The organism is Cobetia sp. 14N.309.X.WAT.E.A4 (assembly GCF_030397495.1).
In the GTDB taxonomy this organism is placed as follows: Bacteria; Pseudomonadota; Gammaproteobacteria; order Pseudomonadales; family Halomonadaceae; genus Cobetia; species Cobetia marina.
In genome coordinates, this window is record NZ_JAPNXT010000002.1 from 35,356 (window position 1) to 53,060 (window position 17,705).

Genomic DNA, 17,705 nt, shown 5'->3' on the forward strand with positions numbered 1-17,705 from the left:
TAAACTCATGGTGTGATTGAATTATTTGCAGGCATTTTTTTATATTCAGTATTGCTTATCTTGTAGTTTCTTATTATCTCATATTTTGCTTCAGTAAGTTGTGTGCTTGGCCAGCTGTATTTAGGGGGTAGCCTTGTTGATATATCCCTTATATCATTTCTTGATAAATTTCTAGTATATGTATTGGTTTTATAGTCACTGAAAACCGTATCGCTAAGACTTACTAATCTTGTTAAAAGTTTTTCAATGATTTCAAAATTAATTTTTAGTCGCTCAATGTTGATAAGGCTAACTTTCACTAGATGTCTGTGTCCGTCGACATTTTCGGGGTACCGAAATGTCTGGCCAGTGGGGTCTACGCTACCAATCTCATTTATTAACGGTTTAAGCGTATTTAGAATTGGCTTGTATTGCCTGTCTAACATTATTAAATACGTAAACAAGAACTCCCATATTATATTAATGTCGTGGGATTTATTGTTGTTGAAATGAACTTCAATTCCTTTGATTCTATTTATTTCGATCGATCTATAGATTTCATTTTTTAGTATTATCTCTATTGAGTGTCGCATATTAAAGCAAATAGGGTAAACAAGTTGGTCTTGGAAGATAGATGTACTATTTTCTAGATAAGTATCTATTAGCATCTTTGCAGCAGTTGAATACCCTTTAGCATAATCAATTGCATCTGGCTGCCCATTATTACCAACGCAAGCATTATGTTGTGAATTTGGACCTCTGCCAAAAATTCTATTCATTACCTTCTCTTTATTAGTGGCGTCTTTTGAATATAGGTTTTCGGTGGTTTTAATCAATATGTGTAGCTGTCTACGACCACTGGCTACGTTGATCCCTGGCGGCAGTAGGCCGATGCTGTGGGTGGTGTCCGGTTTTCCGGACGCTGGCCGCGGAATGGCGCGGCACACAACAATCAGATCCGGCGGGTGTTGGTGGCAGCATGACGGCTACCCACGATGACCGGACACGCCAAGGGAGAGTCGGTGATGGCTCAGCAGATGCCAGTGTCAGGCGCGGCGGGTGGAGCGAAGGCGGCTGCTCCGCTGCGCAACGATTCACCTGCCACCTCGATTCATGTCGAGCGGGCGCGTCGCGAGTTGCTGCGAGCCGCGATGGATGCGGTGGAGGAGTGGGTGGTGGTGGTGGATGCCCAGGGCGGTATCCAGTTTCTGAACGCCCCCTATGCCGAGTTTCTCGGGGTGGAGGCCAGCGAGGTGCTGGGGCGCGATGTCAGCGAGGTGATCGAGAACACCCGCATGCATGAGGTGCTGGAAAGCGGACGCGCGGAGCTGGCCCAGCTGCAGTTGATTCGTGGCCACCACATGATTGCCCACCGTTACCCCATCTTCCGCGATGGCGAGCTGATCGGCGCCATCGGCTCGGTGCTCTATCACGACACCTGGGAATGGCGGCAGGTGAATGCTCAGGTCCAGGCGCTGGAGGCGGAGGTGGACTACTACCGTCAGGCGCTGGAAACCCCCAACGGCGCGCGCTGGCAGTTGAGTGACATCATCGGGGATTCGCCCGCGATGCGGGAGCTGGCCAGCAAGGTACGCAAGATCGCCCCCGGCGGCGCCTCGGTATTGATCCGTGGCGAGTCCGGTACCGGCAAGGAGCTGTATGCCCATGCGCTGCATCGCAGCTCGGCGCGTGCCAAGGGGCCCTTCATCAAGCTCAACTGCGCGGCGATTCCCGAAGCGCTGCTGGAGGCGGAGCTGTTCGGCTATGAGGAAGGCGCGTTCACCGGCGCGAGGCGAGGCGGCAAGCCCGGCAAGTTCCAGCTCGCGGATGGCGGCACGCTGTTTCTCGATGAGGTCGGCGACATGCCGCTGGCGATGCAGGCCAAGTTGCTGCGCGTGCTGCAGGACCGCGAGGTCGAGGCGGTCGGCGCGACACGGCTGGTCACCGTCGATGTACGAGTCATCGCCGCCACGCACCGCCCGCTGGAGGCGCTGGTCGAGAGCGGCGAATTCCGCGAAGACCTCTTCTATCGCATCAACGTGGTGCCACTGCAGGTGCCGCCGCTGCGCGAGCGCCGTGACGACCTGCCGACCCTGGCCACGCATCTGCTGTCACGTCTGGCGCGTCGTAGTGGCCGTCGTCCGCCGATACTCTCCGAGGCCGCGTTGGAGCGCCTGTGTGCCCATCACTGGCCCGGCAACGTGCGCGAGCTGGAAAACGTCCTCGAAGCCGCCTTCTATCTGGGCGGCAGCCATATCCAGCCGACCGATCTGCCGGATGCTATCGGTGCCCGGCATGGCGATGCGCGGCATGGCGATGCCCGCCGGACTGAATTATCCACACCCCCCTCGGATTCAGACGTGCTTGCTGCTTCCGACACGCCAGTGGCAACCGGCTCGCTGCGTGAGGCGATGGCGCAGACCGAGCGACGCCTGATTGAGGCCGCCCTGTCTGCCGCCGAGGGCAATCGCACCCGCGCCGCCCGTCAGCTCGGCATCGCCAAGTCCTCGCTCTACGAGAAGCTCAACCGTCATGGCCTGTTGGCCGAAACGCCCTGATCGAGAGTGGTTTCACCTTCCCGCCACAGACGTGGGGGCAAAGCGTCCGGAAACTCGGTCAATGACCGGAATTCCGGACGCTTTGCGTGTCTCGCCACCCCACGCCGTGCCTGCCCGCATGGGGTCTGCCTTCCACTATCGGCATATTCGACTGGAGTCGTAGACCGAATTCATGTCAGCGCGCGACCTTGGTCGCAGCCTTGGCGACCCGCGTGTCCGGCTTTCCGGACGCTGCCGAGCGTGGATGGCGGCATCGAGGACATCGTGCGGCTACACGTGCGTGATTGGCTCTCGTAGCTCTCTGAAATCATTGGAATTGTTGTGGCGTGGTCAGGCGCTTGCGTTGTCAATGGGTAAGTTGACGTAAGCGTCAGCTTGTTGCGTGCCTTATCGCCAGAAAGCATCGAGCCGTACGACCAGCCAGTACAACAACAAATCAGGGAGCCGTGCCATGTTGCATCACGCCACGCCGCGTCACACGACGCCGACTCGTCGCCTGCGCCTCGGAGCCGCCATCGCGGCGGCCGTCGCCACCACCACCTTGATGGCCGCCGCACCTGCTCAGGCGGAAGGGCCGAAGCAGCTCGACGTCGCCAGTACCTTCTCGACCAAGAACTTCCTGGGCGCCGGGGCCGTGCGTCTGTCCGAGGAACTCAAGAGCGCCACCGGCGGTGAAGTCGGCCTGCGCGTGCATGAGCCGGGCGATCTGGTGCCGGCCTTCGAAGTCTTCAACTCCGTCTCTTCCGGCGCGATCCAGGCCGGTTGGGACTGGATGGGCTATTGGGCCGGCACGGTGCCGATCACCAACCTCTACGGGGCGCTGCCGTTCGGCCCGAGCCCGGAAGCCTTCATGTCATGGATGTGGGCCGGTGAGGGCACCGAGCTGATCCAGGCCGCCTATGACCCCTACGGCGTGAAGGTGCTGCCGTGCTTCATCTCCCCGCAGGAGACGGGCGGCTGGTACAACAAGGAAATCAATTCGCCGGATGACTTCAAGGGCCTGTCGATGCGCATCTCGGGCCTCGGCGCCAAGGTGCTCAACAAGCTGGGCGCTTCCACCCAGCTGGTACCGGGCAGCGAGATCTATCTTGCACTGGAGCGTGGCCGTGTCGATGCCACCGAGTTCTCGGTGCCGCAGGTCGATCAGGCGATGGGCTTCAATGAAGTCGCCAAGTACTACTACTTCCCGGGTTGGCACCAGAGCGCCAGCTGGTTCTCGCTGTTGATCAACCAGCAGGTGTGGGACAGCTACAGTGACCAGCGCAAGGCACAGTTCCAGACCGCCTGCCGCGCGACCCTGCAATGGGCGATGGCCGAAGCGCCGCCGGCTCAGGTACGTGCGATCCATGAGCTCGAAGCCAAGGGTGTCGAGGTCAAGCGCTTCCCGGAACCGGTGATGACCGCGCTGCAGAAGGCATGGGGGGAAGTGCTGGAAGAAGAGAAGCAGACCAATCCTGACTTCGCCAAGGCCTACGATTCGCTGATGAAGCATGCCGCACTGATCGACGAATGGTACGAGCTGCAGGCCATGCCGCAGCCGATGGCCATGAAGCAGGCCGGTGACGCTGAGGAGGGTAGCGCCCAATGACCGACCCCCGCCTTGCGCCCTGGCGGGCACAGGGCGGGGCGGTGTGTGACGCCCTGGGCCGACCGCTGGTCGGCCTGGGGCTATGGGTGGGTCGCCTGACCAGCTGGTTGGGTCTGGCGATCATCCTGGCCGTGCTCACCACCGTCACGCTCAACGCCCTGGGCATCAATGAAATCGCCAACTGGGGGTCGCCTGACGTGCTGCTGTTCGGCACCGCGATCACCATCAATTCCGTCACCGAGCTTCAATGGCATCTGTTCGGCCTGCTGACGCTGTTCGGTGGCACCTATGCCTTGCACAGCGACACGCATGTGCGGGTCGATCTGTTCTACCAGCGCCTCTCGCCGCGTGGACGCGCCGTGGTCGATATCCTCGGCCACCTCATCATGCTGATTCCCTTCTGCCTGCTGATCGCCTGGCTGTCCAAGCACTTCGTCACCATGTCCTACATGTCCGGCGAGAAGTCCAACTATGGCGGGCTGGTGGACCGGTATCTGATCAAGGCGATGCTGCCGACGGGACTGGTGTTTCTCGCCCTCGGCGCACTCGGGCAGATCTTCGAGAATCTGGCCTGTCTGTTCGACCCGGCGCGCACTCCTGAGCGCCTGAAGGACCACGAGATTGCCAGTCTTGCCGGCCTTGCACCTCAGGCAGGCAAGACGCAGGACACCGCTGCACACGAGACGGCCGGCACGACGGCACCCAAGGATCAAGCAGACGGGAGCCATGACGATGCTCGCTGAATACGCCTTGCCCATCACCATGGTGGTGGCACTTCTGATCGGTATCTTCTCCGGCTACCCGGTAGCCTTCCTGCTCGGCGGGCTGGGTATCCTGTTCGCCTTCATCGGTGACATTCCGCTGCCGTTTCTCGGCACCGTCGGCTCGCGCATCTTCGGCGGGGTGATCGAGAACTGGCTGCTGATCGCGATTCCGCTGTTCGTGTTCATGGGGCTGATGCTGGAAAGCTCCGGGGTGGCGCGCAATCTGTTGATGACGCTGCAGCGCCTGTTCGGTCGCGTGCATGGTGGTCTGGCCGTCTCGGTGGCGCTATTGGGCGTGGTGATGGCCGCCAGTACCGGCATCATCGGTGCCTCGGTGGTCATGCTGGGCCTACTGGCGCTGCCGGTGATGCTGGGGCAGGGCTACAAGGCCGAGATGGCCTGTGGCGTGATCGCGGCCTCCGGCACCCTGGGCATCCTGATTCCGCCCTCGATCATGCTGGTGCTGATGGGCTCCATCCTGCAGATCTCGGTGGGGGCACTGTTCAAGGCGGCGCTGATTCCGGGGCTGATGCTCGGCGCGCTCTACGTGACCTATCTGCTGATCACCGCCAAGCTGCGCCCGGACTGGGCACCGCTGCCGGACCAGTCGCTGCTCGGCACCGACAAGACGCCGCTGCCGCTGGCGCTGCTGCGCGATCTGCTCGGCCCGATGGTGCTGATCGTCGCGGTGCTGGGCTCGATCATGACCGGTATCGCCACGCCCACCGAGGCCGCGGCCATCGGCGCGGGCGGCAGTCTGCTGCTGGCGCTGGTGATGGGCGGGCTGTCCTTCGACACCCTGCGCAACACGCTGCGCGATACCTCGCGGACCAGCGCGATGATCCTGTTCGTCGTCATCGGCGCGACCTGCTTCTCGGTGGTCTTCAAGCGCCTTGGCGGCGACTATCTGATCGAGGATGTCATCACCGGCACCGGCCTGGGTCCCTACGGCCTGCTGTTGCTGCTGATGGGGCTGATCTTCGTGCTCGGCTTCTTCCTGGAGTGGATCGAGATCAGCTTCGTGGTGCTGCCGCTGGTGGCGCCGGTGGTCGAGGCGCTGGACTTCGGGCTCGGGCTGTCCGGCCAGGGGCTGCTGGTATGGTTCGCGATTCTGGTCGCCATCAACCTGCAGACGAGTTTCCTGACGCCCCCCTTCGGCTACGCATTGTTCTATCTCAAGGGCATCACCGCCGGGCAGGTCTCCATCGGCACCATCTATCGCTCGATTCTGCCCTTCGTTGGCCTGCAGCTGGCGGGGTTGATCCTGTGCATGCTGTTCCCCGCGCTGGTGCTGTGGTTGCCGGGGCTGATGCCCTGAGTGCGGGCAGGGTGCGGGCAGGGTGCGGGCAGGGTGCGGGCAGAGTGCGGGCGTGACATCGGCGCCGTGACACCGCCACGCCGTGGAAGGTAGTCAGCAGGGCGAGGGGCATCACAGGGAGGTGATGTGCCACAGATCCGCCGTGATCGGCAGAGCGATCCATCAGGGAGAACGAGATGCTGCCACGACGCAGGGTATTGATTGCGGGGCAGGGGGAATGGCTGGAAGCCATGGCGCGCACCTTCCTGGAAGATGGTGCCATCATCGCCCTGATGAGCACCGCGCAGACGGATCTCGAGCGCGTGCTGGACGCGCTGGGCGGCGAGCAGTCGGATCGCTTCGGTCAGGTGGTGGGCGAGGGCTGTTTCGAGGTGCTGGTGGCGCGTCTCGGCCGTCTCGACGTGCTGGTCTGCATGCCGCCGCAGGCCGTGGCCGGGCAGTCGCTGGAGGCGTGTCTGGTCGCGCAGGTCGCCGGGCCCGGCGCCTTGCTCAAGGCGGCCTGTGCACGCATGTTGCGCCACGGTGGACGCCTGCTGGCCGTCGCGCCGCCGCTGTCCTCGCCGCTGCCCTCGCAGGAGCATCACGGCACTGCCATGGCGCAGGCGGCGCTGGGTGAGTTGATCCAGCGCCTCGCGCTGCGTGCCCCCGACAGGGTGCGCGCCAATCTGCTGTGTCCCGAGGGCAGCCGACCGGATGCCGTGGCGGAGTGCGCGCGCTTCCTGGCCGGTGGTGCCGGGCGCGCGCTCAACGGTCAGGTCCTGCACCTGACCGACTGATGTCGAATGGGGGCTCCCGGCCCTCGTTCTCTTGTCGTACCCCCGGCGCACGATGGCTGCCGGGCCTGCCTGCCATTCCTTCCCAAGCCTTGCCGATTCGTTTCCGCGGATGCGCCGCGTTCGCTGGTCCGACATATGGCCAATTTCATCAAATCTATGTCCAATTTCCTCAAACCACTTCGACGGTAGGGGCTTAAGGTAGAAGAGATTCCAGTCGGACCCGCCCCCGAGAGCAGGCACCTGCCAGGGAAAACAAGCGTGCCGCTCCCCAGCCGTGGAGAACATCGAGTGCCCAGCGCCCCCCTTTCCGTCTGCCTGACAGACTCCGGACGACAACTGCAGCTGAGCCACCCCGAGGGTGATCTGACCCTCGAGGCGCTCTGGCTGCGCGAGCGGAGTCCTGATGACGCGACTCTCGATTCCCTGACCGGTCAGCGCCTGATCGAGGCGGCGGATCTGCCGCTGGATCTGCGCCTGAGTGAGGCGCAGCTCGACGGCGATACGCTGTCGCTGGCCTTCAGCGACGGCCACGCGGTGAGTGTCTCGTCGTCGGCCCTGCTGGCGGAGTGTCGCGCGCCACAGGCCTACCAGGGCATGACCTTCTGGAAGGGGGATCTCGCCCAGCTGCCCGAGGCTGACTTCGCGGCAGCACTGGACGATGACGCGGCCTTGCTGGACATGCTCGAGCAGTTGCAGCGCTTCGGCTTCGTGCGGGTCAGTGGCGTGCCGGATCACGAAGATGGCATGCAGAGCCTGATCCATCGCATCGGGCCGCTGCGACGCACCAACTGGGGCGGCATCGCCGACGTGAAATCCGTCGCCAACGCCTATGACCTCACCATGACCCAGCGCGGGCTGGAGCCGCATACCGACAACCCCTATCGCGATCCGATTCCCGGCTATATCTGGCTGCACTGCCTGCGCAATGCCGCCCAGGGGGGTGACAGTACGCTGGTGGATGGGTTCAGCGCGGCGGAGCATCTGCGTCGTGAAGACCCCGAGGCCTTTGCCTGCTTAACCGAGGTCACGCCCGGATTCCGCTATCACGATGCCACCACGCGGCTGGAGAGCGAAGGCCCCTTGATCGAGCTGGATAGTCGGGGGCAGGTGGCCCGTGTGCGCTTCTCCAATCGTACCGAGCGGGTGCCGGCGTTGCCGAGCGCGACCCTGCGCCGTTACTACGCGGCCCGTCAGGCGTTCTACCGCCTGATTTCCGGTGACGACTTCACGCTGCACCTCAAGCTGGCGCCGGGCCAGATGCTGATCATGGACAACTACCGGCTGTTCCATGGTCGCAGCGCCTTCCAGCTGGAAGGCGGCATCCGCCACATGCGTCAGGGCTATGTGGATCGCGACTCCACGGCCAGCCGCCGCCTGCTGCTGGCCGACCAGCTTGCCGATCAGCTCAGCGGTCAGCCGGACAACCGGGAGGAGGCCACCGCATGAGTCAGCAAGATACCGTCCCGATGACCCAGGCGCGCTTTCGCAGCTTCGCGGAAAGCACGCATGCCGAATGGGCGCTGATCGATGCGCACTTCCGGGAGTATCAGTCCGATGCCTGTCGGCGCGTGATCGCCCACCTGGGCCGCCTCCAGGGAGATCACCATGGCTATCCGGTGGATCGCTACGAGCACTGCCTGCAGACGGCGACCCGCGCCTTGCGTGCCGGCGCCGATGAGGAGATGGTGGTCTGCGCGCTGTTGCACGACATCGGCGATGATCTCGCACCGGCCAATCATGCCGAGATCGCCGCGGGTATCCTCGAACCGTTCATCGATCCGCTCAATGTCTGGATGATTCGCCATCACGAGCTGTTCCAGGGCTATCACTACCGGGAATTCTTCGGCCAGGACCGCCATGCACGTGATGCCTACGCCCACCACCCTGCCTATGAGCGCACCGTGCGCTTCTGTGACGAGTGGGACCAGACCAGCTTCGACCCCGAATACGACACCCTGCCGCTTGCGCATTTCCTCCCGATGCTTGCGCGCGTGATGGGGCGTGAGCCCTTTGGCGGCCTGCCGAAACTGGTGGCAGCGCCATCGGCTGCAGTCGCGCAAGGCATGCAAGACCCCGCTTGACACTCCCTATAACAAGGCCCGGCGCGACCGGTGCTGACAAGGAACGACAAGATGAAGCGACCCCTGACCTGCCTGACCTCTTCCCCGTTGCGCGGCACCCGCCGCGGACTCCTCACGCTCGGTGCACTGCTGCTCAGTACGGCGCCGCTGGCGGCTTCTGCCCAGGACACGGACGACGCCTTGACGCTCATCGTGCCGCCCTGGCCCGGTGTCAGCGTCAAGAGCGAGATCGTCGCCCAGATTCTCGCCCCGATGGGCTATGACGTGGAGCGGCAGGAAGTCAGCTCCACCGTCGGTTACAACACCCTGACCACCGGCGACAGCGATGCCTTCCTCGCCGGCTGGCTGCCGGCCCAGAAGGACAGCTACGACGCGGCCATGGCGGCCGGCGCGATCACGGATCTCGGCAACAACGTCACCGGTGCCCGGATGGGCTTCGCGGTGCCGGGCTATGTCTATGACGCGGGTATCCACAGCGCGGCGGACCTGGCCGCCCATGCCGATGAATTCGATGAGACCATCTACTCCATCGAAAGCGGCTCCACCATCAGCGACATGCTCAACGGCGCCATCGACGACGATGTCTATGGGCTGGGTGACTGGGATGCGATGGAATCCTCGACGCCGGGGATGCTCAGTGAAGTGCGCGCCGCCGAGCGCGAGCAACGCTGGATCGCCTTCTACGGCTGGACGCCGCACTGGATGGTGCCGGAATTCGACACCCATATCCTGGAAGACCCGGAATCGGTCTTCGGCCCTGACAACGGCGCCAGTGACGTCAAGACCGTCGTGCGGACCGCCTACGCCGAGGCCAATCCCAACCTGACGCGCTTTCTCGATCAGCTGGTCTTCAGCTCCGATGAGCAGAGCGCCTTCATCCTCGACTACAGCCTGAAGGAGCGTGACCTCGATGAGGTGGCGCACGACTGGCTCGTCGCCCACCCGGAGCGTCTGGCGGAGTTTCTTGCCGGCGTGACGACCCGCGATGGCGAAGATGCCGTCGCTGCCGTGAACGCCAGCCTGCAAGACTGACGTAGCCTCCCTACCGCGATGACGGCCATTGATCGCTTCCCGCGCTCCACTTCTCCTGCATACGAAGACGCCGAGTCAGTCGACTCGGCGTCTTGCTGTCAGGGGCCCAGCGTTCAGGCCCCGAAACCCGCGATGAAGACGCGCACGCAGCGCCTGACGTGTGGTCGCAGGCTTTCCGGGTCGGCCGGTTCGGGGAAGCTGCCCAGCAGGGCATCGACATGCAGCGGGTTGAGCAGCATGCCGGTCAGCAGGTTGGCGGCGGCCAGCGGTTCCTGCCCGAGGCCGGAGCCTGGCAAGTGGCCCTCCGCCACCTGTCGTGACAGGTAGCCAGCCAGCCGCTGGCGCGTCAGCTTGGGGCCATTGTCGAGGAAGAGCTTGCCGAGCTGCGGGTTGCGGCCGCTCTCGAAGGCGAGGCCACGAAACAGCCGGATCAGCTGTGGTTCGAGGGCCAGTGTCAGCATCGCCATCCCGAAGTGTTCCAGGGCCTCGTCGACGCGACGTGCCTCATTGACCTCGTGATCCATCACCGACCATACCGACTGTGCTTCCTGCTGCATCACGGCGAGGAACAGCCCCTCCTTGTTGCCGAAATTCCGATAAAGCGTCGTCAGTGATCCGCCGGCCTCCCGTGCGATCTCGTTGATGCTGGTCGCGGCGTAGCCATTTTGCAGGAAGTGTTCTCTGGCGACTTCCCGCTGGCGTCTGCGGCGGGCTTCCCCGCGCGGCGAGGTGCGGGATGTGGCGGTGTCCGGAGCACTCTGCGAGGAAGGGGAGTCCGTCATGTCTGTGTCCTCTGGTGAAAGGGGCCGACTGACGCCGTCAGGGTTGCGATATTGCGAACGAGGCACGCTGTCGGTTGACGCTGTCGGGGGTGGCTCAATGAAGTGTAGTATTCATTACACTTAGTGGCGGTGCAAGATGGCAGTCCCGAGCGCAGGCGTTGCGTCATCGAGGCCGGCCACCGTCAGACGCTTTCCCTGCCTGGCACTGACAGGCAGCAACAGAGAGTCGCCGTATGAACAAGGCAGGCAAGGGCGCAGTGGCGCTCCTCGTGGTGGCGGGCGTGATCGCGGGTGGCGTGATGGGAGTCGAGTGGTGGCAGGTCGGGCGCTTCATGCAGGAGACCGACAATGCCTATGTGCGGACCGACAGCGTGCCGGTGCGTTCCGAGATCACCGCGCGCGTGACGCGCATGCTGGTGCATGACAACCAGCCAGTGAAGAAAGGGCAGTTGCTGGTTCAGCTGGACGACGGGGATGCCAGGGCCAATCTGGATCAGGCGAGCGCCGCACTCGACAAGGCGCGCACCGGGGAAGTCCAGGCCGAGCGTCAGCTGGATCTGCAGAGCGCGAAGATCGATGAGGCCAAGGCGGCCCTGGCCTCGGCCAAGGCCGAGCGCGATCAGGCCGCGCTGCATCTCAAGCGCTCAAGGAGTCTTGAGAGCCGCAGCTACGCCTCGCGGCAGTCCCTTGAAGATGATCAGGTGACCCTGCGCACCGCCGAGGCCAGCGTCGCGCAGCAGCAGGCGTCGCTGGTCTCCGCGCGCCAGCAACTCGAGGTCTACAAGGCACAGCTGGACTCGGCCCGCGCCGAAGTGGTGTCAGCGGCGGCGGATCTCGCCTACGCGCGCCACCAGCTGGAGAAGACCTCGATTCGTGCGCCCCAGAACGGCGTGGTCGGCAATCGCAGTGTCGAGGTCGGCACCATGGCCAGCGCCTCGCTGACCCTGATGCAGCTGGTGCCGGTGGAAAGCGCCTACGTGGTGGCCAACTACAAGGAAACCCAGACCGAGCGCATGCGAGTCGGGCAGCCGGTCCACCTTGAGGTGGATGCCTATCCGGACATCGAGTTCGAGGGGGTGGTGGACAGCCTCGCGCCGGCGACCGGCACCGAGTTCAGCCTGCTGCCGACGGACAATGCCACCGGCAACTTCAACAAGATCGTCCAGCGCGTGCCGGTGCGTATCCGCCTGACCGGCCCGGAAGCGGCATTGCCACGCCTGCGGGCGGGGCTGTCGGTCGTGCCGTCCATCGACACCCGTGAGCTGCCGGAGACCGGCACCTATGCGGCCAGTGTCACCGCGCCTGTCACTGCGGCTGTCACCGCGCCAGTCATGGCACCTGATAGCGTGCAGGCCGCCTCCGATGTCGCGGCCACCGCCGAACACGGAGCGCAGTGAGCATGGCCGAGGCAACCGCAGCCCCGGCTGGTGCTGCCAGTGACATGCCGTCGCGCCGTCAGCAGATCGGCTTCATCGCGGCGGTGTTCGGCATGTTCATGGCGATCCTGGATATCCAGATCGTCGCCAGCTCGCTCAATGAGATCCAGGCGGGCCTGGCGGCCAGTCCCGAGCAGGTCTCCTGGATCCAGACCAGCTATCTGATCGCCGAGATCGTGATGATTCCGCTCTCGGGCATGTTGGCGCGCATCTTCTCGACCCGCGTGGTACTGACCGTCTCGGCGCTGGGGTTCACGCTGGCGAGTCTGGGCTGTGCATTGTCCACCTCGCTTGAGGCGCTGATCGTGCTGCGTGCGGTCCAGGGCTTCATGGGCGGGGCGATGATTCCGCTGACCCAGGCCGTGAGCTTCTCGATCTTCCCGCGGCGCAAGATGGGCACCATTCAGGCGGTGATCGGCCTGGTGGCGACCATGGCGCCGTCCATCGGTCCCACCGTCGGTGGCTATCTGACCGAGTATTTCAGCTGGCACTGGCTGTTTCTGGCCAATCTGCTGCCGGGCATCCTCGTGGCCAGTCTGGTGTGGCGCAATCTGGAGATCGACAGCGGTGATCGCGGACTGCTCAAGCGTCTGGACACGCTGGGACTGTCGTTGATGGCGGTGTTTCTCGGCAGCCTCGAATACGTGCTGGAGGAGGGGCCGGGAGATGACTGGTTCGCCAGCACCCCCATTCTGCTGTGGGCCATCGTCTGTGCGCTGAGCTGCGTGGGCTTCTTCTGGCGCGTGCTGAGTGCTGACAACCCCATCGTGGATCTGCGCGTGTTCAAGAATCGCAACTTCGCGCTCGGCGCGCTGGTCGGCTTCTGGCTGGGCGTGGTGCTCTACGGGCTGGTCTATCTGGTGCCGCTGTTCCTCGGCAGCGTGCGTGGCTTCTCGAGCCTGCAGATCGGCGAGGTGATGTTCGTGGCGGGCGTGGCGATGTTCCTGATGGCACCGCTGTCGGGCAAGCTCTCCGATCTCATCGATCTGCGTCTGATGATGTTCATCGGTCTGGTGCTGACCGGTGTCGGCACCGGCATGAATGCCCATCTGACGTCGGGCTCGGGCTACAACGAGTTCTTCTGGCCGCAGGTCATCCGTGGCGTGGGCCAGATTCTGGTGCTGCTGTCGGTGTCACGCCTGGCGATGGGACGACTGGCACCGCACGAACTGGGCAACGGCAGTGGCCTGTTCAACGTGATGCGCAACCTGGGCGGCGCGGTGGGTCTGGCGCTGATCGATACCGTGCGCGACTGGCGGGAGGACTATCACTGGAACCAGCTGATCGGCTCCATCGACCAGAGCCGCCAGGTGGTGATCGACCAGCTGGCCAGCTATCAGGTGACCTTCTCGGGCCTGACCGACCCCTGGCAGGCGGGCGTCGCGATGATCGCGCAGCGCATCAGTCTTCAGGCCGAGGTGCTGGCCTTCGACAATATCTTCCTGTGGCTGGGCGCGGTCTATGTGGTGGGCAGTGTCGTGGTGATCGCCTTCCGTCGCCCGGAGAGCGAGGGCAGTGACGAAGGCGGCGCTCACTAGCGTGGCGTCACCGCCGCCCCGGCCAACCAAAAGACCCGCCTTGATGGCGGGTCTTGTCGTTTCAGCCTTCGGGTGACAGCGTCTCACCAGCCCCAGAACATCAGGTACCAGACCCCCAGCGCGGGCAGGCAGGCCAGTGCGACGCTTGTCGTGCCGACCAGTCGTGCGGCGTTGCCGGCGAGCCGTCCACCGTTGCGCTGCTCGCCGTTGCGCTGCTCGCCGTTGCGCTGCTCGCCGTTGCGCTGCTCGCCGTTGTGCTGCTCGCCGTTGTACTGCTCGCCAGTAATGCGCCAGGCCAGTCGCAGGCCCCACAGGCAGGCCAGTGCCAGCAGCACGGCGCGAAGATCATTGGCCCAGGTGAGGTTGATGCCGTCACCGCGCAGCAGCGTCATGGTGGTGGCGGAGAGGCCGAGGAACACGCCGAGCCCGCCCAGAGGAATCAGGCTCAGCGAGAGATGCCACAGGCGTGACAGCGTCGCCTTGCCCCCCATCAGCCAGTTGCCAAGCAAGAGCGGCAGGCTGGTGAGTGCGCCCAGCAGACCGCCGCCCACCACGATCCACAGCGTGATCAGACTGCCATCGAGTAGATTGAAGACATCGTTGTGCTCGGGGTAGTTGGTCAGGATCCAGGTGGGCAGGGTGGTGGTCAGCGGCCACATCAGGTCATGCTCGATCAGCCAGACGGCCAGCTGCTGCTTGAGCGCGACGAACCACGGGCTGGCGCTCCAGCTGAAGGCGCCGATGGCGATGCCGAGCAGGCCGAACACCAGCACCGAGTAGTGGGTGAAACGCACCGGCTGTGGCGGTTCGACCAGCTCCACGCCCGGCGACCGCCATTCCAGCTGCATCGCGTCCTTGTAGCCACTGCAGCGCCCGCAGACATGGCAGTCGCCGGCACTGTCGAGCTGCTTGAGCGGAATCAATGGCGCGCAGTCAGGCGCATGCGTACGCACGGCATTGCCCTGGCGCACGGCGCGGTTGTGGGCGTTCCAGCGCGCCTGGTCGGTACGGAAGTGGGTCGGCGAAAGGCGCGCCAGCAGATTGAAGACGCCATTCACCGGGCATAGCTGACGGCACCAGACACGTGTGCCCTTGCCGTAGATCAGCCCGACCACGATCGCCGCCACCGTCGAGCCGCCCAGTACCACCAGCGCGCCCAGCGGGTACTGATAGACGCTGGCCAGCTGACCGTAGAGCGTGGTGCCCAGGAAGGCCACGAAGGGCCAGCCTCCCCAGCGCATCCAGCCCGGAATCGGCCGGCCGAGCCCGATGCGGCTGGCGGCCTCCGTCAGGGTACCCTCGGGGCAGAAGACCCCGCACCACACCCGGCCCATCAGCACCATGCTGATCAGCACGAAGGGCCACCACAGCCCCCAGAACACGAATTCGGCGAACACCGTCAGATTGGTGAGGATGTGCGCCTGATAGTCGGGCAGCGGCAGCAATGCCGGCACCACCAGCAGGAAGGCGTAGATGCCCACCACCAGCCACTGGATCAGCTGGATCAGGCCGCGCCGCTGTTGCATCGCCTGGCCGAAACGCGCGATACGCGTGGCTCGGGAGGCGCCGGCTCCGGCGTCACTGGCGATGATGTCCGCCCGTGCGTCGGGGCGTGCGGAGTGTGTACTGCAATGGGCCATGAACGCTTCCTCTTCTCTCACTGGGCAGTGCGCGGGACGGGCATCAGCTGCGCGCGCGGGCGGTGAGCTGCTGGCGCTGATCCTTGCGCTCCACCTTGCGCTGGCGCTTCATCAGAGTGATGACGATGACCCAGTAGAGGGCATAGCCCAGCACCATGGTGGTGGCGGGCCAGGCGCGATAGCCGGCGAAGGTCGCCAGCAGGCCACCGAGACCGCTGCCATCATCGAGCAGCCAGCTGGAATCCCACAGCGGGTCGAGACCGGCCGGCAGATAGCCCAGGCCGATGAGCTGCTCAAGCCCTGACATCAACAATGACGCGGCCAGCAGCAGCAGCAGGACTTCCGTGACGCGGAAGAACAGCTTCCAGGAGAACAGGCGCGAACCCAGCTGCAGGGCCGTGAAGGTCGCCACTGCCAGCGCGAAACCGATGAAGGCCGCGAGAGAGAAGCTGCCGATGCCACCGGACTGCAGGCTGGCGGCGCCCATGCCGTAGAGGAAGACGACGGTTTCCGCACCTTCACGTGCCACGGCGATGGCGACCAGTACCGCGACCCCCCAGTAGCTGCCGGAGGAGACGGCCTCGGCCAGGCCGCTCTCGAGTTCTGCCTTGAGAGTCCGGCCCTTGGTCCGCATCCAGAGCACCATCTGGGTGATCAGCAGGCAGGCGATTAGTACCAGCGCCGCCTGGAAGACTTCCTGGGCGGTGCCGGTCAGCCAGGTGTTGGCGCCCATCAGGGCCGCGCCCATCAGCCCGGCCAGCACCAGACCGGCAACGACCCCACCCCACAGGTAGCGCAGCCCGGCGCGCGTGCCCGACTGCACCAGCCAGGCATGCATGATGCCGATGACGAGAATGGCTTCGACGCTTTCGCGCCAGACGATAAACAGAACCTGATCAAACATGGCGGGACTCTCGGGGACAGCGGGCAGGGTGAGGAATCGGCAATGCCGTTCGTGCCCTGACAGGGAAGAGGTGGCAGGCGCGGCAGGGGACGAGACGAGTGACGGCGGACATGTGCCTGTGCCTCAGTCTTCTGCGACGACCTTGCCGCGGGCATCCGGCAGGTGGAAGTCATCGAAGTAGTCGTAGCTGCCGGCACGCAAGGGGTGGATCACCACGAAGGATTTCACGCCCGGGGCCAGCACCTTCTCCTTGCGCAGCGAATTGCTCTCGAATTCGGCGGGCGTGTTGCCCGCGTTGTGCAGCTGGATGACGAATTTCTCGCCGGCCTTGACCTTGAGCACCTCGGGACTGAGCTTGCCGTTGGTGAGCGTCAGGTCATAGGACGGCATGTCGCTGGCCAGCGTCACGCGCGGCAGCAGTACCGCCAGCAGCAGAGCGAGGGTCGGCAGCAGCGCAGCGACGGACTGCCGGGCAGATCGACGACGAGGAAGGCGCATGATGGGCTCCGGGATAGTGGGGTAGGCACTCGGCAGAGGCACGAGGGAGGGTCATTCGGACGTGGCACTCGCGGGTGCCAGGTGCCAGGGATGGAGGGTCGCCGGCAGAGCGACCAATGGCCGCGAGCGCTTTTCAGCACAGGCGGCCATTGGAGACAGCGGGCGGACATGCCGGCGGATACGAAATGGCGCCGTCATGTCCGCCACGTGCAGAGGCTGGTGCTCAGTAGCCGCCTTTCTTGCCGACACCGGCATACACGAAGTCGTAATCGGTGGTGATGGTGTCCGGCCACTCGGCGACACCGGTTTCCTTGTCGATGTGACGCGGCATGTCCGGGTGCTGGATGTCGAAGGTCAGGTGGTACTTGCCCGGGCCATCCAGCTTGACGTTCTTGCCATAGTGGGTGCCGTCGTTGGCGATCATTGGCACCAGATCGCCTTCGATCGGGGTATCACTGCCCTGCTTGGTCAGGGTGTAGTGAATGCCCAGATAGGGAATCCAGTCGCCCGGCGCGAAGCCGTTGTCGTTTTCCATCAGTGCGTGGATATCGGCTTCCAGATGGATGTCGGCCTGATTGGCCGGCAGCTTGCCTGCCGGGGCCATCACCACTGGCTGCAGATAGACGGCCGCGATTTCCATGCCGCCTTCCTTGACCGGAGTGCCGATCGGGTATTCCAGTGCCGAGGCCTGGCCCGCCACGAACGGTGCCGCCAGGCTCAGGGCGAGCAGGGCAGGCTTGAGCGCGCGGGGCAGAGTAGTGGTGACGAAATGACGCTGTGGCATCGGGGATGGCTCGCAATAATGGGAAGT

The 17,705-nt window shown here is 64.0% G+C and carries 16 protein-coding genes; 10 read left to right on the forward strand and 6 right to left on the reverse strand.

Features of this window, described 5'->3' with window-relative positions:
* Nucleotides 1-5 precede the first annotated feature (5 nt).
* Nucleotides 6-758 carry a hypothetical protein gene (locus OW493_RS03500; RefSeq protein WP_289863310.1) on the reverse strand — a complete coding sequence of 251 codons (753 nt, stop codon included), beginning with the start codon at nucleotides 756-758 and terminating at the stop codon, nucleotides 6-8.
* A gap of 246 nt (nucleotides 759-1,004) precedes the next feature.
* On the opposite strand from OW493_RS03500, the gene OW493_RS03505 reads away from it, so the two are divergent.
* The 8 genes from OW493_RS03505 (at nucleotide 1,005) to OW493_RS03540 (ending at nucleotide 10,096) form a co-directional block, all read left to right on the forward strand.
* Complete coding sequence (locus OW493_RS03505; RefSeq protein ID WP_289863311.1) at nucleotides 1,005-2,537, forward strand: sigma 54-interacting transcriptional regulator; 1,533 nt, start codon at nucleotides 1,005-1,007, stop codon at nucleotides 2,535-2,537.
* Nucleotides 2,538-2,988: 451 nt separating this feature from the next.
* On the forward strand, nucleotides 2,989-4,125 hold the full coding sequence (locus OW493_RS03510; protein ID WP_077378590.1) for a TRAP transporter substrate-binding protein: 1,137 nt from the start codon (nucleotides 2,989-2,991) through the stop codon (nucleotides 4,123-4,125).
* Nucleotides 4,122-4,868: a TRAP transporter small permease subunit gene (locus tag OW493_RS03515; protein ID WP_077378593.1), complete on the forward strand. Its 747-nt coding sequence runs from the start codon at nucleotides 4,122-4,124 to the stop codon at nucleotides 4,866-4,868. Before OW493_RS03510 ends, OW493_RS03515 begins: the two co-directional genes overlap by 4 nt.
* Complete coding sequence (locus tag OW493_RS03520; RefSeq protein ID WP_289863454.1) at nucleotides 4,858-6,207, forward strand: TRAP transporter large permease subunit; 1,350 nt, start codon at nucleotides 4,858-4,860, stop codon at nucleotides 6,205-6,207. The genes OW493_RS03515 and OW493_RS03520 overlap by 11 nt, the downstream gene beginning before the upstream one ends.
* A 176-nt stretch (nucleotides 6,208-6,383) precedes the next feature.
* Nucleotides 6,384-6,983: a hypothetical protein gene (locus OW493_RS03525; RefSeq protein ID WP_077378599.1), complete on the forward strand. Its 600-nt coding sequence runs from the start codon at nucleotides 6,384-6,386 to the stop codon at nucleotides 6,981-6,983.
* Between the two features lie 315 nt (nucleotides 6,984-7,298).
* On the forward strand, nucleotides 7,299-8,429 hold the full coding sequence (locus OW493_RS03530) for a TauD/TfdA family dioxygenase (protein ID WP_289863455.1): 1,131 nt from the start codon (nucleotides 7,299-7,301) through the stop codon (nucleotides 8,427-8,429).
* Nucleotides 8,430-8,449: 20 nt separating this feature from the next.
* Nucleotides 8,450-9,064 carry an HD domain-containing protein gene (locus tag OW493_RS03535; protein ID WP_077379338.1) on the forward strand — a complete coding sequence of 205 codons (615 nt, stop codon included), beginning with the start codon at nucleotides 8,450-8,452 and terminating at the stop codon, nucleotides 9,062-9,064.
* A 51-nt stretch (nucleotides 9,065-9,115) separates the two neighbouring features.
* Nucleotides 9,116-10,096: an ABC transporter substrate-binding protein gene (locus OW493_RS03540; RefSeq protein WP_289863312.1), complete on the forward strand. Its 981-nt coding sequence runs from the start codon at nucleotides 9,116-9,118 to the stop codon at nucleotides 10,094-10,096.
* A 113-nt stretch (nucleotides 10,097-10,209) separates the two neighbouring features.
* Here the strand turns inward: OW493_RS03540 and OW493_RS03545 are convergent, their stop codons facing one another.
* Nucleotides 10,210-10,878 carry a TetR/AcrR family transcriptional regulator gene (locus OW493_RS03545; RefSeq protein ID WP_077378608.1) on the reverse strand — a complete coding sequence of 223 codons (669 nt, stop codon included), beginning with the start codon at nucleotides 10,876-10,878 and terminating at the stop codon, nucleotides 10,210-10,212.
* Nucleotides 10,879-11,111: 233 nt separating this feature from the next.
* On the opposite strand from OW493_RS03545, the gene OW493_RS03550 reads away from it, so the two are divergent.
* Entirely contained in the window at nucleotides 11,112-12,275 is a 1,164-nt protein-coding gene (locus tag OW493_RS03550; protein WP_077378610.1) for an HlyD family secretion protein, read from the forward strand.
* Nucleotides 12,276-12,277: 2 nt separating this feature from the next.
* Nucleotides 12,278-13,852 carry a DHA2 family efflux MFS transporter permease subunit gene (locus tag OW493_RS03555; protein ID WP_077378613.1) on the forward strand — a complete coding sequence of 525 codons (1,575 nt, stop codon included), beginning with the start codon at nucleotides 12,278-12,280 and terminating at the stop codon, nucleotides 13,850-13,852.
* An 83-nt stretch (nucleotides 13,853-13,935) separates the two neighbouring features.
* Here OW493_RS03555 and OW493_RS03560 read toward each other — a convergent pair whose 3' ends face one another.
* The 4 genes from OW493_RS03560 to OW493_RS03575 all read right to left on the reverse strand — a co-directional run bounded on the left by OW493_RS03560 (nucleotide 13,936) and on the right by OW493_RS03575 (nucleotide 17,678).
* Complete coding sequence (locus OW493_RS03560; RefSeq protein WP_289863313.1) at nucleotides 13,936-15,492, reverse strand: 4Fe-4S binding protein; 1,557 nt, start codon at nucleotides 15,490-15,492, stop codon at nucleotides 13,936-13,938.
* Between the two features lie 43 nt (nucleotides 15,493-15,535).
* Nucleotides 15,536-16,396 (reverse strand): FTR1 family protein, encoded by an 861-nt coding sequence (locus tag OW493_RS03565; protein ID WP_289863314.1) that lies wholly within the window; start codon nucleotides 16,394-16,396, stop codon nucleotides 15,536-15,538.
* Nucleotides 16,397-16,519: 123 nt separating this feature from the next.
* Nucleotides 16,520-16,894: a cupredoxin domain-containing protein gene (locus OW493_RS03570; protein WP_077378622.1), complete on the reverse strand. Its 375-nt coding sequence runs from the start codon at nucleotides 16,892-16,894 to the stop codon at nucleotides 16,520-16,522.
* A 223-nt stretch (nucleotides 16,895-17,117) separates the two neighbouring features.
* Entirely contained in the window at nucleotides 17,118-17,678 is a 561-nt protein-coding gene (locus OW493_RS03575; RefSeq protein WP_077378625.1) for an iron transporter, read from the reverse strand.
* Nucleotides 17,679-17,705 lie beyond the last annotated feature (27 nt).

What these genes read in the sequence shown, in the direction of transcription:
- OW493_RS03500 (WP_289863310.1), bottom strand. Translation starts at nt 758, where the DNA reads ATGAATAGAATTTTTGGCAGAGGTCCAAATTCACAACATAATGCTTGC.
- OW493_RS03505 (WP_289863311.1), top strand. Translation starts at nt 1,005, where the DNA reads ATGGCTCAGCAGATGCCAGTGTCAGGCGCGGCGGGTGGAGCGAAGGCG.
- OW493_RS03510 (WP_077378590.1), top strand. Translation starts at nt 2,989, where the DNA reads ATGTTGCATCACGCCACGCCGCGTCACACGACGCCGACTCGTCGCCTG.
- OW493_RS03515 (WP_077378593.1), top strand. Translation starts at nt 4,122, where the DNA reads ATGACCGACCCCCGCCTTGCGCCCTGGCGGGCACAGGGCGGGGCGGTG.
- OW493_RS03520 (WP_289863454.1), top strand. Translation starts at nt 4,858, where the DNA reads ATGCTCGCTGAATACGCCTTGCCCATCACCATGGTGGTGGCACTTCTG.
- OW493_RS03525 (WP_077378599.1), top strand. Translation starts at nt 6,384, where the DNA reads ATGCTGCCACGACGCAGGGTATTGATTGCGGGGCAGGGGGAATGGCTG.
- OW493_RS03535 (WP_077379338.1), top strand. Translation starts at nt 8,450, where the DNA reads ATGACCCAGGCGCGCTTTCGCAGCTTCGCGGAAAGCACGCATGCCGAA.
- OW493_RS03540 (WP_289863312.1), top strand. Translation starts at nt 9,116, where the DNA reads ATGAAGCGACCCCTGACCTGCCTGACCTCTTCCCCGTTGCGCGGCACC.
- OW493_RS03545 (WP_077378608.1), bottom strand. Translation starts at nt 10,878, where the DNA reads ATGACGGACTCCCCTTCCTCGCAGAGTGCTCCGGACACCGCCACATCC.
- OW493_RS03550 (WP_077378610.1), top strand. Translation starts at nt 11,112, where the DNA reads ATGAACAAGGCAGGCAAGGGCGCAGTGGCGCTCCTCGTGGTGGCGGGC.
- OW493_RS03555 (WP_077378613.1), top strand. Translation starts at nt 12,278, where the DNA reads ATGGCCGAGGCAACCGCAGCCCCGGCTGGTGCTGCCAGTGACATGCCG.
- OW493_RS03560 (WP_289863313.1), bottom strand. Translation starts at nt 15,492, where the DNA reads ATGGCCCATTGCAGTACACACTCCGCACGCCCCGACGCACGGGCGGAC.
- OW493_RS03565 (WP_289863314.1), bottom strand. Translation starts at nt 16,396, where the DNA reads ATGTTTGATCAGGTTCTGTTTATCGTCTGGCGCGAAAGCGTCGAAGCC.
- OW493_RS03570 (WP_077378622.1), bottom strand. Translation starts at nt 16,894, where the DNA reads ATGCGCCTTCCTCGTCGTCGATCTGCCCGGCAGTCCGTCGCTGCGCTG.
- OW493_RS03575 (WP_077378625.1), bottom strand. Translation starts at nt 17,678, where the DNA reads ATGCCACAGCGTCATTTCGTCACCACTACTCTGCCCCGCGCGCTCAAG.